At 61.6% G+C, this 14,253-nt stretch carries 14 protein-coding genes; 7 read left to right on the top strand and 7 right to left on the bottom strand.

From position 1 onward, the window contains the following. Positions 1–42 precede the first annotated feature (42 nt). On the top strand, positions 43–585 hold the full coding sequence (locus BMH52_RS17750) for a DUF924 family protein (RefSeq protein WP_072434047.1): 543 nt from the start codon (positions 43–45) through the stop codon (positions 583–585). Here BMH52_RS17750 and BMH52_RS17755 read toward each other — a convergent pair. After that, positions 582–2,021 (bottom strand): hypothetical protein, encoded by a 1,440-nt coding sequence (locus tag BMH52_RS17755; RefSeq protein ID WP_014718783.1) that lies wholly within the window; start codon positions 2,019–2,021, stop codon positions 582–584. The two genes, BMH52_RS17750 and BMH52_RS17755, sit on opposite strands and share 4 nt — an antisense overlap. Positions 2,022–2,167: 146 nt before the next feature. Between BMH52_RS17755 and yfcF the strand changes: the two genes are divergently transcribed. Continuing rightward, the gene (gene yfcF / locus BMH52_RS17760; RefSeq protein WP_058410523.1) at positions 2,168–2,800 is read left to right on the top strand and encodes a glutathione transferase; all 633 of its coding nucleotides are present in this window, start codon (positions 2,168–2,170) and stop codon (positions 2,798–2,800) included. Here the strand turns inward: yfcF and BMH52_RS17765 are convergent. Next, complete coding sequence (locus BMH52_RS17765; RefSeq protein WP_073844496.1) at positions 2,759–3,043, bottom strand: hypothetical protein; 285 nt, start codon at positions 3,041–3,043, stop codon at positions 2,759–2,761. The genes yfcF and BMH52_RS17765 overlap by 42 nt on opposite strands. Positions 3,044–3,180: 137 nt before the next feature. Here BMH52_RS17765 and BMH52_RS17770 point away from each other — a divergent pair, with 137 nt between their 5' ends. Beyond that, positions 3,181–3,825 carry a hypothetical protein gene (locus BMH52_RS17770; protein ID WP_014718780.1) on the top strand — a complete coding sequence of 215 codons (645 nt, stop codon included), beginning with the start codon at positions 3,181–3,183 and terminating at the stop codon, positions 3,823–3,825. 45 nt (positions 3,826–3,870) lie between these two features. After that, complete coding sequence (locus BMH52_RS17775; RefSeq protein WP_014718779.1) at positions 3,871–4,212, top strand: hypothetical protein; 342 nt, start codon at positions 3,871–3,873, stop codon at positions 4,210–4,212. Positions 4,213–4,286: 74 nt separating this feature from the next. Here BMH52_RS17775 and BMH52_RS17780 read toward each other — a convergent pair whose 3' ends face one another. After that, positions 4,287–5,033: a creatininase family protein gene (locus BMH52_RS17780; protein ID WP_014718778.1), complete on the bottom strand. Its 747-nt coding sequence runs from the start codon at positions 5,031–5,033 to the stop codon at positions 4,287–4,289. A gap of 30 nt (positions 5,034–5,063) precedes the next feature. Beyond that, positions 5,064–5,792 carry a murein L,D-transpeptidase catalytic domain family protein gene (locus BMH52_RS17785; RefSeq protein WP_019817186.1) on the bottom strand — a complete coding sequence of 243 codons (729 nt, stop codon included), beginning with the start codon at positions 5,790–5,792 and terminating at the stop codon, positions 5,064–5,066. Positions 5,793–5,831: 39 nt separating this feature from the next. On the opposite strand from BMH52_RS17785, the gene BMH52_RS17790 reads away from it, so the two are divergent. After that, positions 5,832–7,433: a murein L,D-transpeptidase gene (locus BMH52_RS17790; protein WP_020301790.1), complete on the top strand. Its 1,602-nt coding sequence runs from the start codon at positions 5,832–5,834 to the stop codon at positions 7,431–7,433. A gap of 7 nt (positions 7,434–7,440) precedes the next feature. Here BMH52_RS17790 and BMH52_RS17795 read toward each other — a convergent pair whose 3' ends face one another. Both BMH52_RS17795 and BMH52_RS17800 read right to left on the bottom strand, forming a co-directional pair. Continuing rightward, positions 7,441–8,832: a HAMP domain-containing sensor histidine kinase gene (locus tag BMH52_RS17795; RefSeq protein WP_014718775.1), complete on the bottom strand. Its 1,392-nt coding sequence runs from the start codon at positions 8,830–8,832 to the stop codon at positions 7,441–7,443. After that, positions 8,810–9,493, bottom strand: a complete 684-nt coding sequence (locus BMH52_RS17800; protein WP_003191687.1) for a response regulator transcription factor — start codon at positions 9,491–9,493, stop codon at positions 8,810–8,812. The genes BMH52_RS17795 and BMH52_RS17800 overlap by 23 nt, the downstream gene beginning before the upstream one ends. Positions 9,494–9,868: 375 nt before the next feature. On the opposite strand from BMH52_RS17800, the gene BMH52_RS17805 reads away from it, so the two are divergent. Beyond that, entirely contained in the window at positions 9,869–10,774 is a 906-nt protein-coding gene (locus BMH52_RS17805; RefSeq protein ID WP_034125701.1) for a hypothetical protein, read from the top strand. 214 nt (positions 10,775–10,988) lie between these two features. Here BMH52_RS17805 and BMH52_RS17810 read toward each other — a convergent pair whose 3' ends face one another. Continuing rightward, positions 10,989–11,897, bottom strand: coding sequence for a MurR/RpiR family transcriptional regulator (locus BMH52_RS17810; RefSeq protein WP_043050572.1), 909 nt, complete (start codon positions 11,895–11,897; stop codon positions 10,989–10,991). 284 nt (positions 11,898–12,181) lie between these two features. Here BMH52_RS17810 and iolC point away from each other — a divergent pair, with 284 nt between their 5' ends. Beyond that, positions 12,182–14,119, top strand: a complete 1,938-nt coding sequence (gene iolC, locus BMH52_RS17815; protein ID WP_073844498.1) for a 5-dehydro-2-deoxygluconokinase — start codon at positions 12,182–12,184, stop codon at positions 14,117–14,119. The last annotated feature ends 134 nt before the right edge of the window (positions 14,120–14,253 follow it).

The following is a 14,253-nucleotide window of genomic DNA, read 5'->3' on the forward strand; positions in this document are numbered from 1 at the left end:
TGACGTTATTCTATAACATTAAGCGAGGCGCTGATGACAAGCATGACCCCACACTCGGCCGAAGCCGTAATCGCGTTCTGGAAACAGGCGGGGCCCAAGCGTTGGTTCGCCAAGGACGACGAGTTCGATGCGACCTTTCGCGACAGCTTCCACGCCACTCATATGCAGGCGGCGCGGCGTGAACTCGAAGACTGGTTGACCACGGCGGATGGCGCGCTGGCGTTACTGATCCTGCTGGACCAGTACCCGCGCAACGCCTTTCGCGGCACGGCGCATATGTTCGCCACCGACCCGCTGGCGCGGTTGTATGCGCGAAAGATGGTGGACGCAGGATTGGATCAACAGGTTGAACCTCTGTTGCGTGCGTTCTGCTATTTGCCTTTTGAACATTCGGAAGACCCCCAGGACCAGCAACGCTCCCTGGCCCTGAACCAGCAGTTGGATGCCAGCACCTACCACTGGGCCAAGGAGCATGCCGACATCATCGAGCGGTTCGGGCGGTTTCCCCATCGTAATGGGGTGTTGGGCAGGACGAGCACCGACGAAGAACGCGCCTTCCTCAAGGCCGGTGGCTTCGCCGGTTAGGCGTGCTCTGGCGCCAGGCTTCGCTGGGCGCCAACACGGCGAAACCGCCGCACACCCTTGAGGTCAATCGCCCATCGCAACGCTTCAGTGGCCGAAGGACGCGGGCCCTGGTTGATCGCCTGTTCATCCTTGCCCAGTGCGCTGAGGTAACCCTGCGTACCGCCGCGTTCGCTCCAATAGTGAGTGTGGCTCAACCAGGATTTGGCCAGCCAGCCTTTGCCATTGCCCACGGTCACCGGCAAGTCCAGCACGCCGCCGCCCATCACGGGCTTGACCGGGCCGCCGACGATATCGCCGAACAGGCCGAAGGGGGCAGGGAAGTACAGGTTGGTCCAGCGCGTGACGGCAAAGGCTGCGGCGTGGTGCAGGTAGTGCGGGGTGAAGGGCTTTTGGCCGAGCATCAGCGGTTGGCGGGCGTTGTAGCCGTAGCCTTGGGTGTCTTCGGTGGGCGGGCAGGCCGGGGCTTCGCGGCGTTCCATACGCTGCTGGAAGTCACTGACGCTGCGGCCCAGCAACAGGCTGGCGTGGGCCATTGGGCTGCCGACCGTGACCAGGTCGGTGATGCGCCAGGGGTTGCCCAGGCCGCGCTGTTCGGCAAAAGCTTCGGTCTGTTGCTGACGAAAATTCAACAGGCTGCTCAGGCTGCCGTCCAGCAAGGCGCCGGCGGCGGGCAGGGCATCCTTGACCACCGGTTGCAGCGGTTCGCGGTTGGCATAACGGGCCGCCAGCTCACGGTTGCTGGGGGTCAGTTGGGTCAGTTGGTCGTGGTATTCATGCCAGAGGTAGCCGACGATGTCATAGGCAATCACGCTGCCCAGGCTGTGACCCACGACGATGATGCGCTCGTAGTCGCCCTGGTTGTGCAGGGCACGCAGCAGGTCTACACCGTCGGCACGGATCTGCTCGCGCACCCTCACGTTCTGCGGGTTGGGGCTGAGGTAGCGTGCGGCGTCTCCCAGGTACGCCAGCGCCGAATAGCGCAGCCCCAGTCCCATGGCCACGAGCAGCAGGGGGATCAGCGCGAAGGGGTTGTCGCTGGGGGGCAATTGGCCCCAGGCCGTGGCCAATGTACCGCTGGCAACCAGCAGCAATAACACCAGCACCGTCCAGCGCGTGCTGCGCCAGATCGGCACGATGGCCTCGGGAATGTCGCGACGCGGGCGCTTGAAGATGTCCCACAGCCAGCCCAGCAGATGGCCGAACTTGGTGCCCTGCATCTTGTGGGCCCAGTAGTACTCATAGAAATCCGTCGAGGTACGGCCCGAGGCCTTCAGTACGCGCAGGTCGAAGTTGCGCGATAGCCGATCCGGCTTGCTCCAGTACAGAGGTTTGCCATCGGGGGTGTCCGTGGGGATCATCGCTTCGACAAAGCCGCGCAAGGTGTCCATTGGGCGCTGCTCGCCGATGCCGTGGATAACCACAACTGCTTGTTTCATGTGCTGTTCCTTCCTTGAAAATCAGCGGTAGCCATAATATTGCCACTAGCCGCGCTATTCCCGCCAGGAATGCCCCCATAAAAACCCTGCATTGTCTTTATCGGCCGGCATCTCGTAGCGTGACGCCTCACCCCAGGAGATTGCCCATGAGCCAAGGCCCGCTGCACCTCTACGTTGATTCGCTGTTTACAAGCCCCTATGCCATGTCGGTGTTTGTCGCCTTGCGCGAAAAAGGCCTGGCGTTCGAGACCCTCACCCTGGACCTCGATGCCGGGCAAACCCAGGCGGCAGATTACGCCCAACGCTCCCTGACCCAGCGAGTGCCGACCTTGGTAGACGGTGATTTTGCATTGTCTGAGTCTTCGGCCATCACCGAGTACCTGGACCAGGCCTACCCCGAAACCCGCGTGTACCCGGCGGATGTGCAACAGCGGGCGAGGGCGCGACAGGTTCAAGCGTGGTTGCGCAGCGACTTGCTGCCGATTCGCCAGGAGCGCTCGACCCTGGTGGTGTTCTGCGGGCAGAAGAGGCCGCCGTTGTCAGCAGAGGCTCAAGCCGCCGCGACCAAGTTGATCAGCGCGGCGCAAGCCTTGCTGGCGGATAACCGCGAGTACCTGTGCGGCCAGTGGTCGATTGCCGATGTGGACCTGGCGGTGATGCTCAATCGCCTGATCCTCAACGGTGACGCCATGCCAGCGCAGCTGGTGGCCTACGCGCAACGCCAGTGGCAGCGGCCGTCAGTGCGCGAGTGGGTCGAGCTGCGACGGCCCGCGCTCTAGCTCTGCCTGCTGGGCAACACGCCGGTCGAGGTCTTCCCAGTCGGCCATGCCCAGCACGCGCATGGTGTTCAAGCCGCGCAAGTATCCGCGCAGTTGCTCGGCGCTGGCGCCGCTTTTCGCGGCGTCGGCATGTGAGTTCAGCAACACGGTTTCGTACTCAACCAGGTAGTCGGCGACTCGCTCGCGAAACTCTGGCAGTACCGCCTCGCGGATACGATCGAAGATTTTCTGGTAGGGCTTCATGGCGGGGTCCTTATAGATTTTATGGGCGGCCTGACACTATCGGTTCAAATGATAGTCACCATCAAGGATCACAAGTTCTGTTTTTTCGCCAAACGCGCAGAATCTGCACATCGAGACGCAGCCAAGGAAAATGCGCGATGAGGACGATTATCCAGTTGGCTTTGATGGCCCTGATGCTGGGCACCGCGGTCATGACCACCCCGGCGATGGCCGATGAAGTGCGTACAGGCCATTTGCTGCCACTGGTGGGTAGCGTAGACTCCCTGCAGCGTGCCCAGTCGGTGGGGGTATTGTTCAGTGAAAACACCCGCGACAACCTCAGCTACCTTGAACGCTACCACGCCATGGCGCAGAACGGCGCCAAGGATGCCCTGGATGGGCGGATTCGCGAGGCGTTCGTCAACAGCTCCGACCCGGAACTGGCGATCGACTGGTTGATGCACTCGTTGCAGGGCACTTTTCTCTCGGTGACGGTCTATAGCAGCCTGGATGAGTTGGTGCAGGCGCACCCGGATGTGGTGGTGGTGCTCGATACCCATAACCAATTGCTCACCCAGCGTAATGACCGGGTCGAAGCACGCTTTGTCGCACGCTTCTACGACGCGAACCTGCAATTTATCGCCAAGGCCGAAGGCTCGGTGGATAAGCACGTGCCGTCAGTGTGGGTACACGACAAGGCGGCGCCGGAGATTGCTGCACTGATCGAGCAACAACGCGATGTACAGCAAGATGCCCTGAAGCAGTTCGATGCGTCGCTCAAGGCCCTGGTTCGCGCAGGTTGATCCGCGATGGTTGTGAACCCTATTTGGTTATTTTCAGGAATGTTTATGCGCTCTTTCTTCGCCTCGGCCCTGGCTTGTGCTTCGTTGCTGCTGACCGGTTGTATCACGGCGCCCAACGCCCCATCGCTGACCCTGCAAACCAACAAGACCCCCGATGGCTATGTGCAATGCGTATTGCCCAAGCTGGAAAAGCACGGCATCACCTCGACCGTCACCCAGAACTCGCGCCACGCCAAGGTGCTGTTGACCAGCAAGATTGCCGCCGATGATGTGCTGGAGGCCTACAAGTCCCAGGACGGCACCAAAGTGTTCCTGTATGAGCGCAAGCCGTTGGCTTCGGCGATCAAGCCATCTAGGCTCGAGCAGGCCGCCCAGGATTGCAAATAAAGCCGGGCACAACGCAAATCCACCCTGTAGGAGCGAGCAAGCTCGCTCCTACAGGGTATTGGCGCCCATTTGGATCAGGGTTTGGCTTCGTTGCTGAAGCTATCGACAGTCTTGACCAATCCCTGCGCCGCCAACGCCACCAACTCACCGCCTTTCTCCACAGTAGCCAACGCCGGGTCCGAGCCCATGCGGCCGTCAGGGAAGCGCGCACGGAAGTCCAGGGCTTCACGGATCGGACCAGTGTTGGCGATTTGCGGTGAGTACTCGGCAGACTTGATCGCATCCGGATACGCCCACTGCGTCACGGCAATTTCCGATGGCGTGGCGTGGCTGCCATGCCCCACCGGGAATTGACGCTGGGCCAGGTCAGTGACGCCTTCCAGGTCCCACCAGTTCACCAGTTTCAGCGCAAACCCGGCCGGGCGGCGGGCGAAGCTGGCTTCGGCGTACAGCTCGGAGAACGCCGCTTCAATCGTGGCGATGTTGCCGCCGTGACCGTTCAGGAACAGGATCTTTTCGAAACCATGCCCGGCCAGCGAGCGCACCCAGTCGCCAATCGCGGCGATAAAGGTGGAAGGGCGCAGGGAGATGGTGCCGGGAAAGCCCAGGTGGTGTTGGGCCATGCCGATATTGAAGGTCGGGCCGACCAGGATGTCGGCGTGCTTCTGGGCGTGGTGGGCGATGATCTCCGGGCACATCCAGTCAGTGCCCAGCAGGCCGGTGGGGCCATGTTGCTCGTTGGAACCGATGGGAATCACCACCGTGCGGCTGCGTTCCAGGAACTGCCCGATTTCGATCCAGGTGGAGGTGTGTAGAAGCATGCGACGTTCTCTTTTATCAGTGGGGACAGGCTATCCGCCACGGATTGTACGACTACTCGCCACCTGTTGGGGTTTGCAATTGAGGTAGGTCGATGACTTCAGCCAGCGCTGGTCGGGGTACCACGAAAACATGAACTGCCCGTCCTTGAGCTTGTCCACCACTTGGCGGGCGACTTGCGGACGCACGGCCGGGCAACCCTGGCTGCGGCCGATACGGCCTTCGCGCTTGCTCCACAATGGGCTGACGTAGTCGGCAGCATGAATCACGATGGCGCGGTCGCGGGCCTGGTCATTGAAGCCGGGTTCCAGACCGTCCATGCGTAGCGAGTAGCCATGGGCGCCCAGGTAGCTTTCCTGGGTGCGGAACAAGCCCAGGCTCGACTGGTGGCTGCCCTCGAGATTGGAGAACTGGGTAGCGAAGTTTTCCCCGGACTTGGCACCGTGAGCCACCAGGTCGCGTAGAACCAAGGTCTTTTTGCGCAGGTCGAAGATCCATAGGCGACGGGCGGTCGAGGGCTGGGAGTAGTCAATAACCGCAAGGCGATCGGAACGCTCCTCGCCGTTATTGACCGCGCACTGCACGGCGCTCAGGGCGCTTTTCAGCACGGTGGGATTGAGTTCTGGAGCCGAGCGCGCCAGGCTGCTATACAGGGAAGGAGAGGTGCCATTGGCGGCGAGCGCAACATTGCTCAATAAAGCCAGGCACCCAGTGATCAAGCCCAGGCTGGTTAGCCTGAGCAGGCGTATAAAAGTCAGCATCTACAGTCGAGTCCCCGCTGTGGAGTGGAGCTAAGTCAATTGTTCAAAAAACACGCATGTTACTTGAGCATTTGCCTGCTCGTTGCACCATTGGTCGCTACAGCCGAAACGCTGCCGGTGGAGCCATTGCCCGTCACCACCCCTGCGCCGGTCGCGCTGGCGCCATTGCAACAGGCGTTAGCGCAGTTGACCAGTGTCTGCCCGCACCTTGCGCCGCGTATCGATGCCGCCGCGCTGGCGCGCCTACAAGCCTTTTACCAGCAGCAGGGCGATGCCCCGCTATGGTCGGCTGACGAACGTCGGCATGCCTTGCACAGCCAGTTGCTGATGCTTGCCGACGATGGCCTGGACCCCACCCACTATAGCTTGCCCGCGGCGGATGCCACGGCCAACGTGCTGTGCAGCGATATCGCCAACAGCCAGCAGTACCTGCAAGCCCTGCAGGATTTGCATTACGGGCGCCTGCAGCAATCGCGCTTTGAGCCCCTCTGGCACTCCCAGCCACCCAGTGGCGATCCGAATACCCAAGTACTGGCGTTCGCCGCCACCGGCCTGCAAGACATGGCCCAAGCCTTCGATCATGCGCGGCCCAGCGCCGATTTGTACCGCAGCCTGCGCAATGCCTATGCCGGCGTGCGCCAGCAGCCGCTGCCCCATTGGGACCCGGTCGCCGAGGGCGCGTTGCTGCGCCCGGGCATGAACGACGCCCGGGTGCCGGAGTTGGCGCGGCGCCTGCACAGCGGTGGCTACCTGGCCCAGTTGCCCAGCGGCAACGGCAAGCAATACCAGGGCGAATTGGTCAAGGCGGTGAAAGCCTTCCAGCTCAGCCACTCGTTGCAGGCCGACGGCGTGGTCGGCGCCGGCACCGTGGCTGAACTCAATATCAGCCCGGCGATGCGTCGTGAACAACTGCGCATCAACCTGGAGCGCTTCCGCTGGCTGGCCCAGGACCTGGAGCCTGAAGGCGTCGTGGTCAATGTGGCCGCCGCGCAACTGAGCGTGTACCAGAGCGGCATCCCGGTGTGGCAAACCCGCCTGCAAGTAGGCCGGGCCGAACGCCAGACGCCATTGCTCAAGTCGCGCATCACCCGGCTGACCCTCAACCCCACCTGGACCATCCCGCCCACCATCATGCGCGAGGACAAGCTGCCCGCCATCCGTCTCAACCCTGAATACCTGCGTCAGCAAAACCTGCAAGTGCTCGACGCCGAAGGTCACCCCTTGACGCCCGACCAGGTCGACTGGGCACGCCCCGGCAATATCCTGCTGCGCCAGCAGGCCGGCCCGCGTAACCCGCTGGGCAAGATTGTGATGCGCTTTCCCAATCCGTATTCGGTGTACCTGCATGACACCCCCAGCCAGCCCTTGTTCACCAAGGGCCCACGGGCGTTCAGTTCGGGATGCGTGCGGGTCGAGCAACCGTTGTTATTGCGCGACCTGCTGGTAACGCCCGCCGAACGCACCCGCACCGATGAGCTGCTGGCGACCGGCGAAACCCATGAATTCAGGCTGGCCACGCCGGTACCGGTGCTGTTGGGGTATTGGACGGTAGAAGTGGATCGTCAGGGCGAGTTGGTGTACGCGCCGGATATTTATGCGCGTGACCCGGTGTTGATCAAGGCCATGGGCAGCGTGCTCTAGGGCGCGCTTATTCCGGCATCAGTTGCTGGCGGCATTCCAGCACCAGGCGGGCGCCGCCCAACTCACTGGTGCCGACCTCCAGCTTGAACCCATGCAAGTTGATGATCGCCGCCACAATCGACAGGCCCAGCCCAAAGCCGCCTTGCTGATCACTCTCATCGACCCGATAGAAACGCTGGAACACCGACGCGCGCTCGGCAGCCGGAATGCCTGGCCCGGAGTCGAGCACTTCGATGCGCGTACTGCCCAGGTCGTTGACTGCTCGCAGGATCACCTTGCCCTTGGGCGGGGTGAACTTGATCGAGTTACTCAGCAGGTTGGCCAGGGCTTCGAATAGCAGCGCACGGTCACCGGTAATCCACGGCAGTGAATCAGGCGCTTGTAACACCAGCTCCAGTTCGCCTTCTTCGGCCAGGGGCAGATAGAAGTCATGCAGCTCGCGCAGCAACGGCAGCGGGTCCAGCACCAGGAAGCCCGAGCGGCGCTGGTGGTCTTCCAGTTCCGAGATGCGCAGCAGCCCGCGAAAACGTGCCATCAGCGTATCGGTCTCGGCGATGGCGTCATCGAGCTTTACCGCGTGGGCCGAGTCTTCCTCGGCTTGTTGCTTGATGCGGTAAAGCTGGGCGCGCAAGCGGGTGAGCGGGGTGCGCAGGTCGTGGGCGATGTTGTCGCACACGCCCTTGACCTCGTTCATCAGTTTTTCGATGCGGTCGAGCATGGCATTGACGATGGCGGCAAGCATGTCCAGCTCGTCGCGCCGGTTGGACAGCGGCAACCGGTGCGTGAGGTCGCCGGCGACAATGGCCTCGGCGCTGGCCTGGATCCCGCGAATACGCCGCAGCGGGCGACGGCGCAGCAGGTGCCAGCCGGCAGCGCCGGGGATGATGGTCAAGGACAGCGCCCACAGTAGGGCGTGCCAGATAATCCGCGTTACCCCGAACAACGAGCCGTTGGCGCGCACCAACACCAGCCAGCGGCCGTCTTCGGTGTGGGTGGCCACGGCGTCGCAGCTGTCCTTGGGCAGCTTGGGATCATCGGATTGCACGCAATTGGTCAGGGCGTAGATCTTGCCATCCAGCGGCAGGTCGGGTGGCACGGCACGGATCGGCCCGCTCAAGGGACGAAATTGCTCATCGAACAGGCCGTAGGCGTCCACGCCCTTCATGTCGAAGGTCATGCTGGTGGTCAGCGCTTCCACCAGTTCTTCGCCGTCGAAACGCTGGAAAAGATGCTGGCGCTGCAACAGGGAATGGCGCGACAAGTCGCTGAGGTAGCCTGAGACCTCGTAGTACAGCACCCCCATGAGGATGCAACTCCACGCCACGAATAACGAACTGTACAGCGCCAGCAAACGGCTGCTGGAAGAGCGCCAGCCTTTAGAGGGGTTCAGCAATGACATATCCCGAGCCTCGTACCGTGCGGATCAGCGGCGTGAGGCCCGGTGGGTCGATTTTCTTGCGCAGACGGCCGATGTGCACGTCGATCAGGTTGGTGCCGGGGTCGAAGTGATAGCCCCAGACTTCCTCGAAAATCATCATCCGCGACAGGATCTGCCCGGTGTTGCGCATCAGGAATTCAAGCAGTTTGTATTCAGTGGGCAGCAGGGTCAGCGGTTGATCGGCGCGGCTGGCTTCGCGGCTGATCAGGTTCAGTTCCAGGTCGGCCACGCGCAGGGCGGTTTCGAATTCCTGGACCGTGCTTTTACGCCGCAGCAGCACTTCGACACGGGCGGCCATTTCATCCGAGGCGAACGGCTTGGTCAGGTAATCGTCGCCGCCGGCACGCAGGCCGCGCACGCGCTCGTCGACATCGGAGAGGGCGCTGATCATCAGGATCGGCGTAGACACCCCAATAGTGCGTAACGTGGTGACGATGGCCAGGCCATCCAGTTCGGGCAGCATGCGGTCAAGGGTGATCAGGTCGTAATCACCACTCACGGCACGGACCAGGCCCTCGCGGCCGTTGTCCACCCAATCTACGTCCAGTCCATGGCTACTCAGCTCGGCGACAATCTCGCGGGCCGTTACGGCGTCATCCTCGATGGTCAAAATGCGGGTCATAGGATTACCTGGTGAGCGTTCACACTAGAAGTGGCGACATTTTGCCAAGAAGTTGCTGAATGTTTCCTAAATAAAACTTCATCTTCTTCAAGCCGACATCACACTGTCGGAGCTGGCTTGCCTGCGATGGCGGCTTACCTGCTGGCATATTCGTTGGCTGCCATGCCGCTATCGCAGGCAAGCCAGCTCCCACAGGGGAGTGCATTACGCCCGCCTAATATCGCCGTTTATTGCAACCTGCATGATCTGGCTAAGTTCAATTTAAATAAATCATTGAAATTAAAGGAATTTAATTTCAATCGCAGCTGGCACGCTGCCTGCACTGTCCGTTTTGAGACTTGTAACATCATTTTTCGTGCCTGGAGCAAAACAACAATGATCACATCCTCATCCACGCTGCAAGAGTCAAGCACGCTCTCCGGGGTTTCCTGGGGGGCGATTTTCGCCGGTGCCGCTGCGGCGGCTGCATTGTCATTGATCTTGGTATTGCTGGGCTTCGGCCTGGGCTTTTCGGCGGTGTCGCCTTGGGCTGACAGCGGTATCAGCGCCAAGGGCCTTGGCATTTCCACAATTGTCTGGCTGGCGTTCACCCAGATCGTTGCGTCGGGCCTGGGCGGTTACATCGCCGGTCGGTTACGGGTGAAGTGGGCCAATATGCACGGCGACGAGGTGTACTTTCGCGACACCGCCCATGGCTTCCTGGCGTGGGCAGTGGCCACATTGATCACGGCGATGCTGGTGGTCGGCTCGGTCAGCAGTGTGGTCAGCGGCGGCGTGAAAGCTGGCGCCAGCGTGGCATCGGGCGCCGCCAGCGGCCTCACCCAAGCTGCCGGCAGCGCGGCAAAAGGTGCCGACAGTGGTGACTTCGGTTATTACGTCGACAGCCTGTTCCGCGATGATCGCCCAGCGGCGGTCAGCGATGATGCAGCCCACGCCGTGGTCGGTCGTATCCTGACGCGTACGTTGAGCAACGACGGCCAACTGGCAGCGGAAGATCGCGCCTACCTGGCCCAACTGATCAGCCAGCGCACCAACCTGAGCCAGGCCGATGCCGAAGCCCGTATCGACAAGGTGTATGGCGATGCGCGCAAAGCCGTTGAAGACGCCAAGCTCAAAGCCAAACAAGCCGCTGACACCGCTGCGAAAGTAGCGGCCTACACCTCGCTGTGGACCTTCGTGGCCTTGCTCATCGGTGCGTTCTTCGCCAGCTTTGCCGCCACCTTCGGCGGTCGCCGCCGGGATGCCGTGGTGTACGTCGAAACCGAAAACTACGTTCGTTAATTCAAGGAGAACATGATGCGCTCATTACTGCTGTGGTTCCTCGGCGTGCCGATTCCGGTGATCATCCTGATCGCGATTTTCATGCACTAATTGTAGGAGCGAGCTTGCTCGCGAAGAACTGCTAGGCGCCGCGCTCATTCAAAATGGCCGCGGCGTTCTTGCGTTTTTCGCGAGCAAGCTCGCTCCTACAGGGGCAGGGGTAGGGCAGGCCCCGTCAGTCGTCGAACCCAACCTGCTCATGAATCTCATCCACCTTCAATTCCAACCGATACGCCACCGCAATGAACAACGCCTGGCACAGGCACAGCGTGGCGCTCAGCGAGCGGAAAGCAAACGAGGAGCCTTCATTGACCAACAGCACCGCATTCGCGCGCTTGGCCAGGGGCGACAGGTTGCTGTCGGTGATGATCAGGGTCTTGGCCTGGTGATGCTGCGCGATGCGCAGGCAGTGCTGGGTCTCTTTGCCGTAGGGCGTGAAGCTGATGGCTATCACCAGGTCATTGGCGCGCACGCTGCGCATCTGCTCGCGATAACTGCCGCCTAGCCCCGAGATCAGGTGGATGCGCTTGTTTGTGTGCTGCAGGTTGTAGACCAGGTAGTCGGCCACCGCAAAGGAGCGGCGCACGCCGACCACGTAGATGTTGTCGGCATTGACCACCAGGTCCACGGCTTTCTCGAAGGCCGTGTCGTCCAGCTCCAGCCCCAAGCGTTCGATGCCCGAGAGGGTGGCGTTGACGCACTCGCGCGCCAGGTCGCCGCCGCTGGCCTTCTGGGACTTGTTGGCGATCATGCTGCGGATGCGCTGTTGGTAGTTCTGTACCGGCGTGGTCTTGTGGGTATACGCCTCACGAAACAGCGCCTGCATCTCACTGAACCCACTAAAGCCGAAACGCTGGGAGAACCGCACGATGGCCGAGGGGTGCACTTCGCATTCCCGGGCGATGTCGCTGATGCGGTCGACCATGATCCGGTCGCTCTGCTGGCTCATGTAGCTGGCGATACGCTTGAGCTGGCGCGGCAGGCTCTCGTATTCGTCGGTGATCAGCTGCAACAGGCGTTCGGCATTGATCGGAGGGCTGGCGACAGTTTCTTCCAGGGTGGTCTCGGGATCGGTGCGGGACATGGGCAATCCTTCTGGCGTGTTCGTCTGATGCGCTGATAGGTGGCGCAAGTCTACAGGGTAGGCGCAAAAAAATACCCCGGGATCACGGCCCGCGTGGCCTGCTGAAACGATGCATGGGCGCTGGCGTGCCGCTATCCTGAGGTATTGGAAAAAATATTCCACTAAAAATAATTATGGAATAAATATTGATTGCTGCCACCGGACGTTCTAGTCTGCTCCCACCAAGAGCGTTTGCCGTCGCCACGGCGGCACAGCGCAGGCTGATAAAAATAACAGGAGCCAGCATGGGCCAGACTCGTTTTGCCAGTGGGCGTCAATTGGATCTGATTTGCCTCGGGCGCCTGGGCGTCGATCTCTATGCGCAGCAAGTCGGTGCGCGGCTTGAGGATGTGTCCAGCTTCGCCAAGTATCTGGGCGGATCTTCCGCCAACATCGCTTTCGGCACGGCCAGGCTGGGGCTTAAGTCGGCGATGCTGAGCCGGGTCGGCGATGACCACATGGGCCGTTTTCTGGTGGAATCCCTGGCCCGCGAAGGCTGTGATGTCAGTGGCATCAAGGTCGACCCTGAGCGCCTCACCGCCCTGGTGCTGCTGGGCCTCAAGGACCGCGAAACCTTCCCCCTGGTGTTCTACCGCGAAAACTGCGCCGACATGGCCCTGCGCGCCGAAGACATCAGCGAAGCCTTTATCGCCTCCAGCAAAGCGTTGTTGATCACCGGTACGCATTTCTCCACCGACGGCGTGTACAAGGCCAGCCTCCAGGCCCTGGATTACGCGGCCAGGCACAACGTCAAGCGCGTGCTGGACATCGACTACCGCCCCGTGTTGTGGGGCCTGGCCGGCAAGGCCGATGGCGAAACCCGTTTCGTCGCCGACCAGAATGTCAGCCAGCATGTGCAGAAGATCCTGCCGCGTTTCGACCTGATCGTCGGCACCGAAGAGGAATTCCTGATTGCCGGCGGCAGTGAAGACCTGCTCTCGGCCCTGCGCACCGTGCGGGAACTGACCCCGGCCACCCTGGTGGTCAAGCTCGGCCCCCAGGGCTGCACGGTGATCCACGGCGCAATCCCGGCGCGCCTGGAAGACGGGGCCATCTATCCTGGCGTGCGGGTTGAAGTGCTCAACGTGCTGGGCGCAGGCGATGCTTTTATGTCGGGCTTTCTCAGTGGCTGGATCAATGACGCCAGCGATGAGCGTTGCAGCCAGTTGGCCAATGCCTGTGGCGGCCTGGTGGTATCGCGCCACGCCTGTGCGCCAGCGATGCCGACCCCCGCCGAACTCGATTACCTGTTCAACAGCCCCGTGCCCATCACCCGGCCGGACCAGGACGTGACCCTGCAACGCCTGCACCGTGTCACGGTGCCGCGCAAGGCCTGGAAGCAACTGTTCGTCTTTGCCTTCGACCACCGCTGGCAATTGGTGGAGCTGGCGCAAAAAGGCGGCCAGGCCCCTGAGCGTATCAGCGACATCAAGCAGTTGTTTATCCAGGCCATCGAACGCGTGCAGCGCAAACTCAGCGAGCAGGGCGTCGAGGCGGATGTGGGCCTGCTAGCCGACCAACGCTTTGGCCAGGATGCACTCAACGCCGCCAGCGGTCGCGGCTGGTGGATCGCTCGCCCGGTGGAAGTGCAGAACTCGCGGCCCCTGGCGTTCGAGCACGGGCGTTCGATCGGCAGCAACCTGATTGCCTGGCCCCAGGAACACATCATCAAGTGCCTGGTGCAGTTTCACCCCGATGACGAGCCGATGCTGCGCCTGGAACAGGAAGCGCAACTCAAGGCGGTGTACGAGGCGTCGCTGGTCAGTGGTCACGAACTGCTGCTGGAAGTCATCCCACCCAAGGATCACCCGTCCACCTACCCGGACGTGCTCTACCGCAGCCTCAAACGCCTGTACAACCTTGGCATTTACCCGGCCTGGTGGAAGATCGAAACCCAATCGGCCGAAGACTGGAAAAAGCTCGACGAACTGATCCAGGAACGCGACCCCTACTGCCGTGGCGTGGTGTTGCTGGGCCTGAATGCTTCCCCCGAGTTTCTCGCCGATGGCTTCAAGCAAGCCAGCCAGAGCAGCACCTGCCGTGGGTTTGCCGTGGGCCGCACGATCTTCCACGAGCCGAGCCGGGCGTGGATGGCGGGGGAGATTGATGATGAAACGCTGATCCAGCAGGTGCAGGCGACCTTCGAACAGCTCATCAATGCCTGGCTCAGCGCCCGACAGTAAATACGATCAAATGTGGGAGCTGGCTTGCCTGCGATAGCAATCTATCCGTTGCAAATGTACTGCCTGACACACCGCTATCGCAGGCAAGCCAGCTCCCACACAAAGCAGATCCCAGTGAATTCTGAAGATAAAAA

The sequence above is a fragment of the Pseudomonas sp. BTN1 genome, from assembly GCF_001907715.1.
Lineage (GTDB): Bacteria > Pseudomonadota > Gammaproteobacteria > Pseudomonadales > Pseudomonadaceae > Aquipseudomonas > Aquipseudomonas paracarnis.